The organism is Bacillus sp. ATD (genome assembly GCF_050585765.1).
GTDB classification, from domain to species: Bacteria; Bacillota; Bacilli; order Bacillales; family Bacillaceae; genus Bacillus; species Bacillus stercoris.
In genome coordinates, this window is the sequence record NZ_JBOBQH010000001.1 from 167,712 (window position 1) to 181,515 (window position 13,804).

The following is a 13,804-nucleotide window of genomic DNA, read 5'->3' on the forward strand; positions in this document are numbered from 1 at the left end:
AGTGAACTCTCATGAAGAAAAAGAAAATGAGTCCGTTGTTTAGGAGATTGAATTTTTTCTCTCCTATAGAACACCATTCAAATAAACATAGCCAAACCACCCGCGAAGATCGCGATTGGGAGAATGTATACAGAAACAGATGGCAGTACGACAAAGTCGTTCGCTCCACCCACGGCGTTAACTGCACGGGGTCTTGCAGCTGGAATATTTATGTGAAAAACGGAATTGTCACGTGGGAAGGACAAAATTTGAATTATCCATCAACAGGCCCGGATATGCCTGATTTCGAACCGAGAGGCTGTCCGCGGGGGGCCAGTTTTTCATGGTATATCTACAGCCCGCTCCGTGTGAAATATCCATACGTGCGCGGTGTGCTGATCAATTTGTGGCGGGAAGCATTGCAGATGCATCAAAATCCGCTGGATGCCTGGAAATCAATCGTTGAAAACCCTGAAAAAGCGAAGTCCTATAAACAGGCGAGAGGGAAAGGCGGTTTTGTTCGTGCTGAATGGCCGGAGGTGCTGAAGCTGATTTCAGCCTCTCTGCTGTATACAGTGATGAAATACGGGCCAGACCGGAATGTCGGCTTTTCTCCGATTCCGGCCATGTCCATGATCAGCCACGCGTCAGGCTCCCGATTTATGTCGTTAATCGGCGGCCCTATGCTCAGTTTTTATGACTGGTATGCGGATCTTCCGCCGGCGTCTCCGCAAATTTGGGGTGACCAGACGGACGTTCCAGAAAGCAGTGATTGGTACAATTCAGGCTATATCATCACATGGGGCTCCAACGTGCCGTTAACGAGAACCCCTGACGCGCACTTTTTGGCGGAGGCCCGCTATAAAGGCGCTAAGGTCATTTCGATCAGTCCGGATTTTGCGGAATCCTCAAAGTTCGCGGATGACTGGCTGAGTATCCGCCAAGGGACTGACGGGGCGCTTGCGATGGCCATGGGTCACGTCATTCTTCAGGAATTCTACGTGAACCAAGAAACTGAACGTTTTATTGAGTATGCGAAGCAATACACTGATTTTCCATTCCTCGTCACCTTATCAAAAGAAAATGGCGTATACACAGCGGGCCGGTTTCTGCATGCGAAGGACATCGGGCGGCAGACAAAGCATGATCAATGGAAGCCCGCGGTCTGGAATGAACAGACAGGCGCATTTGCCATACCGCAGGGGACAATGGGTTCCCGCTGGGACGGGAAGCAGAAATGGAACCTGCATATGATCGATGAAGAAACAGGAGAAGCGATTGAACCCCGTCTTTCTGTGCTCGGAATAGAGGATGAAATCGGCACGGTGCGCATCCCGTATTTTTCAAATGGCGGAAACAAAGTGCTCGAGCGGGATCTTCCTATTAAAAAAATGAACCTGAACGGTGAAGAGACGTACGTCACGACCGTGTTTGACTTGATACTGGCTAACTACGGCGTAAATCGGGGCATCGGCGAACAACAAGCTGTCTCCTATGATGATCCTGAGCCGTTTACGCCTGCCTGGCAGGAACAAATGACAGGAATCAAAAAAGAAGCTGTCGTTAAGATTGCCAGAGAGTTTGCTCAAAATGCGATCGATACAGACGGCCGGTCCATGATTATCGTAGGAGCCGGCATTAACCACTGGTTCAACTCCGACACGATCTACCGAGCGGTGTTAAATCTTGTTTTGCTTGTAGGCGCCCAAGGCGTAAACGGCGGAGGCTGGGCCCATTACGTCGGGCAGGAAAAGCTCCGACCCGCTGAAGGGTGGCAGACGATTGCAACTGCAAAGGACTGGGAGGGCGTGCCCAAGCTGCAAAACGGCACTTCATTTTTCTACTTTGCGACAGATCAGTGGCGTTATGAGGACCAGCCGATCAGTGATTTGGCATCACCGATTGCTACGTCATCCCGCTACAAGCACCATGCTGATTACAATGTGCTGGCGGCGCGGCTAGGGTGGCTTCCGTCTTACCCGACTTTCAATCAAAATGGCATCGATCTGTATAAAGAAGCTGAAAAAGCAGGGGCAGCAACACCTGAAGACGTAGGTGCGTACGTGGCCTCACAGCTCCAAGAGAAAAAACTGAAATTCGCGATTGAAGATCCTGACAATGAAGTGAATTTCCCAAGGAATCTCTTTGTATGGCGGGCAAATCTGATCTCAAGCTCAGGAAAAGGGCATGAATATTTTCTCAAGCATTTGCTGGGGACGACGAACGGTTTAATGAATGACGACAGCGACAGCATCCGCCCAGAAGAAATCAAATGGCGGGAGCAGGCGCCGGAAGGAAAGCTCGACTTATTAATCAATCTTGATTTTCGAATGGCGGGTACGGCGCTGTATTCCGATATCGTGCTGCCGGCGGCGACATGGTATGAAAAACACGATCTCAGCAGCACGGATATGCATCCGTTCATTCATCCATTTGCTCCGGCGATCTCGGCTCCGTGGGAATCGAAGTCAGACTGGGATATTTTCAAGGCGCTGTCAAAAGCCGTTTCAGATCTGGCAGAAGAAGTCGATATGGAGCCGGTGAAAGAAGTGGTTGCGACGCCGCTCCTCCACGACACCATGCAGGAATTGGCCCAGCCATTCGGCAAAATCAATGACTGGAGCAAGGGCGAATGTGAAGCCATTCCGGGAAAAACGATGCCGAACATCCAAGTCGTTGAACGGGATTACAAACACATTTTTCATAAAATGACCGCACTCGGTCCTAACGCTGCTTTAAAGCCGAGCGGAACAAAAGGGATGAGCTGGTCAATAGCCGATGAATATGAATCACTCAAAAAGAGACTGGGAGAAATCACCTCAGACAGCGTGGCAAAGGGATGTCCAAATATAAGTGAAGCAAAGCAGGCGGCGGAAGCGATTTTAACTCTATCATCCACTTCGAATGGAAAGGTCGCCGTAAAAGCATGGGAATCACTTGAAAACATCACAAACCTGAAGCTGAAAGACCTGGCGGAAGAGCGCGAGGAAGAATGCTTTACGTTCGAACAAATTACAGCCCAGCCGAAAACGGTCATCACCTCTCCGGCGTTTACCGGCTCAGAAAAAGGCGGGCGCAGGTACTCGCCGTTTACGACGAATGTGGAGAAATTAATCCCGTGGCGAACGCTGACAGGCAGACAATCCTATTATGTCGATCATGAACTGATGATGGAATTCGGTGAAACGATGGCGACATTTAAACCGATCCTCCAGCACCGCCCGTTTCTAAGCAAGCGGCCTGATCAAGAGGGAAAAGAAATCGTCCTTAATTATTTGACGCCGCATAACAAATGGTCCGTCCACAGCATGTATTTTGATTCTCTGCCGATGCTGACGCTGTTCCGCGGCGGGCCGACCGTATGGATGAATAAAGATGATGCAGAGGACACGGATATCAAAGACAACGATTGGATTGAATGCTTCAACCGAAACGGCGTTGTCGTCGCGAGAGCGGTTTTGTCTCATCGGATTCCTAAAGGAATGGCGTTTATGCACCATGCCCAGGACCGCCACATCAACGTGCCAGGAACAAAGCTGACGAATAACCGCGGAGGCACCCATAACAGCCCGACAAGGATTCACGTCAAGCCGACACAGATGATCGGGGGCTACGCCCAGCTCAGCTACGGCTTTAACTATTACGGCCCAACGGGGAATCAGCGCGACCTGAATGTCGTCATCCGCAAGCTGAAGGAGGTCGATTGGCTTGAAGATTAAAGCGCAAATCGGTATGGTCATGAACTTGGATAAATGCATCGGCTGCCACACGTGCAGCGTCACCTGCAAAAACACGTGGACAAACCGTACCGGTGCGGAATATATGTACTTCAATAATGTAGAAACAAAGCCGGGCATCGGCTACCCGAAGCAATGGGAGGACCAGGACAAATATAAAGGCGGCTGGACATTGAAAAAAGGAAAGCTCGAGCTGAAATCAGGCTCGAAAACAAACCGGCTTGCAGGCCTTTTCTATAATCCGAATCAGCCATCAATTGATGATTACTACGAACCTTGGAACTATGATTATGAAACATTAACGAACAGCCCGCAGAAAAAACACCAGCCAGTGGCACGACCGAAATCGTCCTTGACGGGGGATTTCATGAATATCGAATGGGGGCCGAACTGGGAGGATGATCTCGCAGGCGGCCACATAACGGGACTTGAAGATCCAAACGTGCAAAAGATGGAGGAATCGATCAAAACAGAATTCGATGAGGTCTTTATGATGTATCTGCCCCGTATTTGCGAGCACTGCATCAACCCGGCGTGCGTTTCATCCTGTCCGTCCGGTGCCATGTACAAACGCGAGGAGGACGGCATTGTGCTTGTGGATCAAAACGCATGCCGTTCATGGAGATATTGCGTCTCATCGTGTCCTTATAAAAAAGTCTATTTTAACTGGCAAACGAACAAAGCCGAAAAATGCACACTCTGCTTTCCGCGTTTGGAGGCGGGACTGCCGACCATCTGCTCCGAGACGTGTGTTGGCAGAATCCGCTACCTCGGCGTCATGCTGTATGACGCGGACAAAGTGGAGGAAGCGGCATCTGTTGAAAACGAAAAGGATCTCTACCATTCCCAATTGGATGTTTTTCTTGATCCGAATGATCCTGAGATTGCCAAATTGGCAAAAGAACAGGGCATTCCGGCTGAATGGATAGAGGCCGCGCAGCAATCACCAATCTATAAAATGATCATTGACTGGAAGATCGCGCTGCCGCTTCATCCTGAGTATCGCACGCTGCCAATGGTGTGGTACATTCCGCCGCTCAGCCCGATTATGAATCTCTTTGAAGGAAAAGGCAGCCGGCAAACGGCGGAAGATATTTTTCCGGCTATCGACCAAATGAGAATCCCGATAGATTACTTGGCGCAGCTGTTAACAGCCGGTGATACGGATCATATTCGGTCAACATTAAAGAAAATGTCTGTCATGCGCCAGTATATGAGAGCGGTCCAGACGAATAAATCAATCGATCCGGAACTGATCTCCAGTGTCGGCTTAACAGAACAGCAAATTGAAGACATGTATCGGCTGCTTGCGATTGCCAAATATGATGACCGCTTTGTGATTCCGAGCAGCCATCGAGAAGAAGTATCAGATTTATACGCTGAACAAGGAAGCTGCGGCTTATCATTTTCAGGCGGCCCCGGCTCCTGTTTCTAACTTTTGATAAATGAGGTGTAACAAGATGAACACCACAGATCGGCAAATCACGTTCTCTGCTCTTTCCTGTCTTCTCTCTTATCCGGATGAAGAGTGGAGAGCCGAGCTTCCCGATTGGAAGGCTCTTATCCATGAAATCGGCAACCGGCAAATCCGGGAGAAGCTGCTGCACTTTTTCGAGACGTCAGCCAGCTTTTCTCCGGAAGCGCTGATTGAACACTATGTCTATACATTCGACTTCGGAAAAAAAACAAATATGTATGTCACCTACTTTAACTCAGGCGAGCAAAGGGAACGCGGCATCGAATTGCTGCATTTAAAAAACACCTATCAGCAATCCGGTTTCCTGCCGACAGAGAAGGAACTGCCAGATTACCTGCCGCTGATGCTGGAATTTGCCGCAGTTGCAGAAATTGAAGCAGCGAGAAGTGTGTTTGAGAAGTATTTGTCAAATGTAAGGGAGCTGGCATCCCGCCTCGAAAAAAATGACAGCATATACGCTGAGCTGCTGCACGTGCTGCTGGCCGCGCTGGAAAACCTCGGCGTTCGTGAAAGCATTGAAGGGACTGTTCAGGCATGAACGGACAGATCCTCTGGGGCGTGATGCCATACATTGTATTGACGATCTTTATCGGCGGCCATATTTACCGATACCAGCATGACCAATTTGGCTGGACGGCGAAATCAAGCGAGATGTTAGAAAAGAAAAAACTTGCGGCGGGCAGCACTCTTTTTCATTGGGGACTGCTGTGCGTTGTCGGCGGGCATGTCATGGGAATTCTGATCCCGGAAGGCGTGTATGGTGCAATTGGCATTTCAGAGCACATGTATCACAAAATGGCGATTGGTGCAGGCCTGCCGGCGGGGATTGCGGCATGTACCGGACTTGTCATCCTGACGTACAGACGGCTGTTTGACAAAAGAATCCGCAAAACCAGCTCGCCATCGGATATCCTTACGCTCATCCTGCTGCTTTTCATGATGCTGTCGGGTGTTGCGGCCACGTTTCTCAACATTGATTCAAAAGGCTTTGATTACCGGACAACAGTCGGGCCGTGGTTCAGGGAAATCGTTTTGTTCCGGCCTGACCCCTCGTTGATGGAGAGTGTCCCGCTATGGTTTAAGTTTCATATTGTGATAGGCTACGTTGTTTTTATCTTGTGGCCGTTTACAAGATTGGTTCATGTGTTCAGTCTGCCGCTCAAGTATCTGACTCGAAGCTATGTCGTGTATCGGAAACGCTCGTAAAAATCCCCCTTCAAGAGGGGGATTTTTTATCTTGATGAAAACATAAGATATTTTCTGCCAAGATAATGGCTGGGCGGCCGGCAGTCTTGTTATGTTTGTAATGCATCATCTGAAAAGGAGAGTGAAGAATGAAGCGGATTTTACTCATTTTAATGGCTTGTGTTATGACAAGCGCCGGAATCCTGACACTCAGACATTCTCATGTATTAACCGGCGGCACGGCTGGACTGTCACTAAGCCTGACATACTTGTTTCACTCCTCGTTTGCCATCACCTTCTTTCTGATCAATATCCCGTTTTATGTGTTTTCTCTCATCAGAATGGGCATCAAATTCACGCTATCCACCGCATTTGCAGTCACAGCGCTGACTCTGTTCACAAGCGCGGATCACTGGCTGCCGTCTGCCTCTTTTTCACCGCTTGCCGGGGCGATTTGCGGCGGGGCGATGATCGGATTCGGCCTGTCGCTCATGTTTTATCATCAGGCTTCACTCGGCGGTGCCAATATTCTTGCTTTATTTCTGCAAAAACGTTATGGATGGAACCTAGGGACAGTTAATTTTCTCTTCGATTTTGCCGCAGTGCTGGCCGGCATTTTCTCAGTCGGCTTGCTGAAAGGGCTCTGCTCCTTAGTGTCCATCGCGGTCACAGGCCTGATCGTCGGCTTCTTCAAAAATAAAATCAAAAGCAGCTACTCCCTCAAGCCGGTTATGCTCAAGAACATGACACCCGGCCAATCACCGGAAGCCTCATCATAAGCCTTTCCGCTTTTTTGCGGTGAGGCTTTTTGCATAGAAGGTTTACAGACTAGAAAAAAGAGGTAATACAGAGGTAATCGAATCAGATAGGAGAGAATTAGGATGCTGAAAAGGAGACTGGAATTTTTCTTTTTATATATGATGCTCATCGGGGCATATGTCATATGGTTTTTTCCGGTTTCCAGACTTGAGTTTTACGGAGGATTGCTTTGCTATATAAGCATTATTTTGTTCAGCATCTATTCATTAATTCTTGAAAATCGCACCTCGCAGCACACGCTGTTATGGATCCACATTCTTGTCTTTTTTCCAATCGTCGGCTACGTGTTTTATCTCTTTTCCGGACAGCTTTATGTAAAGGGAAAGCTGTTTAAGACAAAACGAATGTACAACAGGGAGAAGCTCAGGAAGCTGTTTGACAAGGAGGAAACGCCCGAAGTGACAGGGCTGAAGGACAATCAAGAGAGGTTCTTTACATATTCCATCAGGGCTGCCCATATGAATATCAATACGAAAAGCAAGATCAAAGTGCTGAAAAACGGCGAAGAAACCTTCCCTGAACTTTTCAAAGCGATGAGAAAAGCGGAGTCTTACATACATATTGAATACTACATGTTTAAATCAGACATGCTTGGGCGCGGCATGATGGACATTATGATGGAAAAAGCGCGCCAGGGTATCGAGGTGAGGTTTTTATACGATGCGGCAGGGAGCATGAAGCTGGCAAGAAGAGATATTATGAGAATGAAACAAGCGGGTGTGAATATCGTTCCGTTCTCTCCGCTGAAATACGGGTTCTTCAACCAGAAGCTGAATTTCAGAAATCACCGGAAAATTGTGATCATCGATGGAAAAACCGGCTTCGTGGGCGGCTTAAATGTCGGGAAGGAATATATCAGCCGGGATCCGCACATCGGGTTTTGGAGAGACACGCACCTGCGGCTGGAAGGTGAGATTGTGCAAACGCTTCACGCTATCTTTATGCTGGATTGGGAATACGTCTCCAATGAAGTGTTAATTGATCAAGAAGAGTACAATACCCCTGTGCCCGTGGAGGGAGGGGGCATTTATCAAATTGTCGCGACAGGTCCTGACATGATGGAAAGCATGAGCGACCTATACTATGAAATGATTTCTTCCGCACAGAAGTCAATCTGGATTGCCACGCCCTATTTTGTCCCCAATGAATCCATTCGCACAGCGCTGAAAGCAGCAGCGACAAAAGGCGTGGAGGTAAGGGTTATGGTGCCGGAGAGGAACGACAGCTTTTTGACCCAATACGCGTCGAGATCCTATTTTCCGGAGCTGCTTCTTGAGGGGATTGAAGTGTACTCCTACCAAAAAGGCTTCATGCATCAAAAAGTCATGATCATTGATGGCGATCTTGCCTCCGTCGGCACGGCGAATATGGACATGCGCAGCTTTCAGCTCAACTTTGAAGTGAATGTGTTCTTCACGGATGCCGAAGCGATCCGCACCCTTGAGGCCCATTTTGAAGAGGATATGCAGGAAAGTGAAAAGCTCAGCCCTGTCGGCTTTTATAAAAGAGGCGTGGCTGACCGGACAAAAGAGTCATTTGCCCGTTTGTTTTCAGGGGTTCTGTAAGAAAAAAGAAATCTGATCTTTCAAAACGGCCTGTGTATAGTATAATTGAGAAATATTATCAGTTATTTATACATTGGGGGAAGATAGGGTGCTGCGGCAATTTTTTTCATATTATAAACCATATAAAACGTTGTTCTTTCTCGACTTTTTCTCAGCGATCGCGGGAGGTTTAATGGAGCTTAGCTTTCCTTTGATCGTCAATTATTTTATTGATACCTTGCTGCCGGGCAGGGACTGGGGGCTGATCATCGCGACCTCAATCGGCTTATTTGCGGTGTACGCGCTCAGCTCGGCTCTTCAGTATATTGTGACCTACTGGGGGCACATGCTCGGAATTAATATCGAGACGGATATGAGAAAGTCGCTTTTTGACCATTTGCAAAAGCTCCCGTTTAAATTTTACGACAACAACAAGACGGGAACACTGATGTCAAAGCTGACGAACGATTTAATGTATATCGGTGAAGTTGCCCATCACGGTCCGGAAGACTTATTCATTGCCGTCATGACCATTCTCGGTGCGTTCGGAGTGATGCTGTTTATTAACTGGCAGCTGGCATTATTAACGTTTATCATTATGCCGATCGTCATTTGGCTGGCGCTTTATTTCAACAAAAAGATGACCAAAGCATTTACCACACTGAACAAAGATATCGGGGACTTCAGCGCGCGGGTAGAAAATAATATCGGCGGCATCCGGCTTGTGCAGGCGTTCGGCAATGAAGCGTTTGAAAAAGAACGCTTCGCCGTCAACAACCAGCGTTTTCGTGTCACAAAGCTTTCTTCCTACAAAATCATGGCGAAAAACGGTTCAATCAGCTATATGCTGACCAGGTTTGTCACGCTGTTTGTCCTTTTGTGCGGGACGTGGTTTGTTATTCGCGGCTCCTTATCGTACGGGGAATTTGTGGCGTTTGTGCTCCTGACGAATGTGCTGTTCAGGCCTATTGACAAAATTAATGCCATTATTGAAATGTATCCGAGGGGGATCGCCGGTTTCAAAAGCTATATGGAACTCATGGAGACCGAGCCGGATATTCAGGATTTACCTGATGCGAGAGATGTTTCCGGCCTGAAGGGCAATATCCGCTATGAACATGTTTCGTTTGGCTATGATGACCATCACAACGTCCTCAATGACATTAACCTATCCATTCAAGCGGGGGAAACGGTTGCGTTCGTTGGTCCGTCAGGTGCGGGAAAATCAACGCTTTGCAGCCTGCTTCCGCGCTTTTATGAAGCATCGGAGGGCGACATTACAATTGACGGCATCAGCATAAAAGACATGACGCTTTCTTCATTGCGCGGGCAAATTGGCGTCGTACAGCAAGACGTTTTCTTATTCGCGGGTACGCTTAGAGAAAATATCGCCTACGGCCGATTAGGCGCATCAGAAGAAGACATTTGGCAGGCTGTGAAGCAGGCGCATCTGGAAGATCTCGTCCATAGCATGCCGGATGGATTGGATACTATGATTGGCGAACGCGGCGTGAAGCTTTCCGGCGGGCAAAAACAGCGTTTGTCAATTGCGCGGATGTTCTTGAAAAATCCGTCGATCCTGATTCTCGACGAAGCCACCTCAGCCCTTGATACGGAAACGGAAGCGGCGATCCAAAAGGCGCTTCAAGAGTTGTCCGAGGGGCGCACGACGCTTGTCATCGCCCACAGGCTGGCGACAATCAAAGACGCGGACAGAATTGTAGTCGTTACAAACAATGGGATTGAAGAACAAGGCCGTCATCAAGATTTGATCGAAGCCGGAGGCCTATACAGCAGGCTGCATCAAGCGCAATTCGGGCAAATGGTGCAGCGATAGGGGGAGAACATGGACAGAAAAAATGTGCTGTACATTGCTGTTTCATTGGACGGAATGATCGCAAGAGAAGATGGAAGCATCGATTGGCTGGAGGAATTTGAAGGTGAAGGCGACAACGGCTACAGTGATTTTTATCAGACTGTTGATACAGTCATTTTAGGGCGGAGCACATATGAGCACGTTAAAGTGCTAACCCCCGTTTTCCCGTATCAGGATAAAACCTGCTATGTTTTTACAGGATCGCCCGATAGTTATCAGGATGAACATGTGACGTTTATCAATGAGGGAGCCAGAGCCTTCACTGACCGTTTGAAACAGGAAAAAGGCTTAAACATCTGGATAGCTGGCGGGGCAGAGCTGGTGAATGCCTTTATGAAAGAAGATGCCATCGACGAATTCATCATCACCGTTATTCCGGTTGTGTTAGGAAGCGGCATCCCGCTGTTTCAAGAGCTAACGAACGAAACAAAGCTGCGGCTAAAAGGGATGAAACAATTTGGACAAGCGGTTCAGCTCCATTATGTAAGATCATAAGAAAAAGGATAGACAAGATGTCTATCCTTTTTATATGTAAATTTAAAGCGCTTCTCTTTCAGCAGGCTCGATGAGATTTTGGAATTTCTCAATCAGCTGTGGCGCTTTTGTTCCTTCCACTACGATCAGATATTCCTTTTCGTTATGAGCCATGCGGAATGTTTCAAGCTCAATTAAGCTTTTGATTTTGCACATCGTTTTCTTTGAGTAAATATAAACCTCGTGACTTCCGGAATGGCACATTTTATAAAGATGAATCAAATTTCTTAAAGTAAATGCCTGTGCGGCTACTTTCAGAGACTTGATGTTTTTCATGATCTTTCTCCTCCATCGATTGTTGTCTTATATAGCCTATGTTCCCAGAGCGAGCAAGCCGTAAACCTGTTTTTGCACATTTATGACTTCCATTGCAGCGCGCCGCCGCCAATGCGTTTGACACCGCGGATGGAGCTTAATTCATCCATCAAGCGGAGAAGCGCCTTGTCTTTCTGCTTTGCTTCGATCATGAAATCTATATTTGTTCCCCATTGCCTAAAGCGTTCCAACAGCGGCAGCAAAAAGTTGGCGTCAACATAATCGGCATGGCTGCGCATGGCTTGCTCCGATTTTGGGGAAGACAAGTGAACCTTTGGCTGAAGGCCGATCCGCTCCCACGTTTTGATCATCCGGGGCAGCGCTTCATTCAGGTCGGCGTGATCATCTGGATTGGCGTAAAAATGATGAAAGTCAAAGACGAACGGAACATTCTCCTGCTCACAGACCTGAAGCGTTTCTTCCGTCGTATATGTTTTATCATCATTTTCAAGTGTCATCCGCTGCTTGATCTCCTGTGGCAGCTGTTTTATATTGTGATGAAATTGTGCGGTCGCGGTGTCTTTATTGCCGTAAGCGCCGCCAATATGAATATTGATCACGGAGCGATCAGCAATGCCCATGGCTTCAAGCATACGGTAATGATACGCCATATCGGTTACCGCATTGTTTGTGACAGATTCCTTCGGGCTCGTAAACAGAGTGAATTGGTTTGGATGAAAGCTTGTTCGCAGTTGATGTGTTTTCACAAGCTCTCCAATCTCCCGAAACTCTTTTTGAAATGGTGTTACAAAATCCCACATCACCTCGGGGTGCGTAGCCAGCGGCACAATCGAACTGGAAAAACGGTACAAAGGAATGCCGTGTCCGATGATATAGTGAAGGGTTCTCATCGTATTGCGTAAATTGGCTTTTGTCACAGTCAGAAGCGCTTCTTTTCTTTCAGTCTTTGAAAGCTTTGAATAACGCGCGAATGTCAATGTTTTAGCGGGAGACGCATCCCAAAGGCTCATCGCATTTGAAACGAACCCGAATCTGAAAATCATAGGAACTCTCCTTTATAAGAAATAAGATAACGCCTTGCCGAGCCATTCCGCCGGTCGCTGCCTGAATGTGCGCTTGCTGAAATCCTCCATCGTCAGCAGCTCCGACTTTTTCATATCCTCCTCAATCGTGGCATAGACTTCACTTGTAAACGCTTCGTCATCAATTTCGACATTCACCTCTTCATTTAAAAACAGGCTTCGTTTATCGAAGTTGGCTGTTCCGATTATGCTGAGATGGTCGTCTATAATGACAGCTTTTACATGATAAAACCCTTGATAATAACGATAAATAAGACAGCCGGCATCCAAGAGCTCCGAATAATACGTAAAAGCCGCTTCTCTCACTAGCGGATGGTCTGATTTCATCGGTACAATGATTCTCACGGATACGCCGTTTTTTCTTGCATTGAGGAGGGCCTCTTGGAGCGGTTTTGATGGAATGTAATAAGGCGTGCAAACCGTAAGGCGATTCTTCGCTTGGGCGATATTGGCCAAGTATATGTTTTCAAGGGAATAACCGTCGGTCGCATAGATCTTGTGAGAAATATTCCCTTGCTGAAGCTTTGGCCAAACATCCGAACCCAATGTGATTTCGGTATTTCGTTTTAGATCGGAAGCAAAAAGCGTTTGAAGATCATGTACGCCTTCTCCCTTTATACGCAGATGATAATCCTCCCAATTGCCGAACTTCGCCTTCTTTCCAAGATATTCTTCGGCGATGTTAAACCCGCCGATATAACCGATTTTTCCGTCTATCACCGTAATCTTCCGGTGATTCCGCTTTTGCATGTGAAAAAAGAAAAAAGGAAAACGGGGACGATTCATCACATGGACATGGACGCCGGCATTTTTCATCGTCTGCAGCGCCGTTTTTTTAATTGCCCGGCAGCCCGCCCAATCCAGAAGCAAATAAACGGAGACGCCAGCCTGGGCTTTTGTTTTCAGCAGGGTATACATATTGTGGCTGACCTCATCATTTTTCATAATAAAAAACATCATGTGAACAGAAGAGGCGGCCTGGCGAATATCCTTCATCATCCGCTCAACGAGATCAGATCCGCAGTGGATCAATTCGATGTCACTCTTCTTTTTTGAAAAAACAGGCTCGTACGCCTTCTTTCTGTATCCGGCACGGCCCATGAAGATATCAAGCAGAATCAAAGCAAAAAAAATAACGACAATGATCATAATCACGATAAATACCTTCATACCGGCACTCCTTTCCGTAGTAAAGGTAGTGTGCCCGAACAGCGGGAATTTAATTATTGACTGAACACTCATTCATTATTTATCATAAAGGTAATCTTATACAGATTCGGGGGTAGGGGATCGCG

The 13,804-nt window shown here is 47.5% G+C and carries 11 protein-coding genes; 8 read left to right on the forward strand and 3 right to left on the reverse strand.

Annotation, left to right across the window (positions count from 1 at the left end; all coding sequences use genetic code 11):
- The first annotated feature begins 11 nt into the window (after window positions 1–11).
- The 8 genes from ACQXR1_RS00855 to ACQXR1_RS00890 all read left to right on the forward strand — a co-directional run bounded on the left by ACQXR1_RS00855 (window position 12) and on the right by ACQXR1_RS00890 (window position 11,112).
- The gene (locus tag ACQXR1_RS00855; RefSeq protein WP_430771568.1) at window positions 12–3,698 is read left to right on the forward strand and encodes a nitrate reductase subunit alpha; all 3,687 of its coding nucleotides are present in this window, start codon (window positions 12–14) and stop codon (window positions 3,696–3,698) included.
- Entirely contained in the window at window positions 3,688–5,151 is a 1,464-nt protein-coding gene (narH, locus tag ACQXR1_RS00860; RefSeq protein WP_251198752.1) for a nitrate reductase subunit beta, read from the forward strand. Before ACQXR1_RS00855 ends, narH begins: the two co-directional genes overlap by 11 nt.
- 25 nt (window positions 5,152–5,176) lie before the next feature.
- Window positions 5,177–5,731 carry a nitrate reductase molybdenum cofactor assembly chaperone gene (narJ, locus tag ACQXR1_RS00865; RefSeq protein WP_014665754.1) on the forward strand — a complete coding sequence of 185 codons (555 nt, stop codon included), beginning with the start codon at window positions 5,177–5,179 and terminating at the stop codon, window positions 5,729–5,731.
- The gene (narI, locus tag ACQXR1_RS00870; RefSeq protein WP_014665753.1) at window positions 5,728–6,399 is read left to right on the forward strand and encodes a respiratory nitrate reductase subunit gamma; all 672 of its coding nucleotides are present in this window, start codon (window positions 5,728–5,730) and stop codon (window positions 6,397–6,399) included. The genes narJ and narI overlap by 4 nt, the downstream gene beginning before the upstream one ends.
- A 128-nt stretch (window positions 6,400–6,527) precedes the next feature.
- Window positions 6,528–7,157, forward strand: coding sequence for a YitT family protein (locus ACQXR1_RS00875; RefSeq protein ID WP_430771569.1), 630 nt, complete (start codon window positions 6,528–6,530; stop codon window positions 7,155–7,157).
- Between the two features lie 102 nt (window positions 7,158–7,259).
- Window positions 7,260–8,762, forward strand: coding sequence for a cardiolipin synthase (gene cls, locus ACQXR1_RS00880; protein ID WP_430771570.1), 1,503 nt, complete (start codon window positions 7,260–7,262; stop codon window positions 8,760–8,762).
- Between the two features lie 88 nt (window positions 8,763–8,850).
- Window positions 8,851–10,578 (forward strand): ABC transporter ATP-binding protein, encoded by a 1,728-nt coding sequence (locus tag ACQXR1_RS00885; protein WP_040081533.1) that lies wholly within the window; start codon window positions 8,851–8,853, stop codon window positions 10,576–10,578.
- 9 nt (window positions 10,579–10,587) lie between these two features.
- On the forward strand, window positions 10,588–11,112 hold the full coding sequence (locus tag ACQXR1_RS00890; protein ID WP_430771571.1) for a dihydrofolate reductase family protein: 525 nt from the start codon (window positions 10,588–10,590) through the stop codon (window positions 11,110–11,112).
- A gap of 42 nt (window positions 11,113–11,154) precedes the next feature.
- Here ACQXR1_RS00890 and ACQXR1_RS00895 read toward each other — a convergent pair whose 3' ends face one another.
- The 3 genes from ACQXR1_RS00895 to cls (ACQXR1_RS00905) form a co-directional block, all read right to left on the reverse strand.
- The gene (locus ACQXR1_RS00895) at window positions 11,155–11,427 is read right to left on the reverse strand and encodes a hypothetical protein (protein ID WP_014665748.1); all 273 of its coding nucleotides are present in this window, start codon (window positions 11,425–11,427) and stop codon (window positions 11,155–11,157) included.
- 80 nt (window positions 11,428–11,507) lie between these two features.
- A complete protein-coding gene (uvsE, locus tag ACQXR1_RS00900; protein ID WP_172640986.1) occupies window positions 11,508–12,470 on the reverse strand; it encodes a UV DNA damage repair endonuclease UvsE in 963 nt (320 codons plus the stop codon).
- 12 nt (window positions 12,471–12,482) lie between these two features.
- The gene (gene cls, locus ACQXR1_RS00905) at window positions 12,483–13,679 is read right to left on the reverse strand and encodes a cardiolipin synthase (RefSeq protein WP_069838516.1); all 1,197 of its coding nucleotides are present in this window, start codon (window positions 13,677–13,679) and stop codon (window positions 12,483–12,485) included.
- Window positions 13,680–13,804 lie beyond the last annotated feature (125 nt).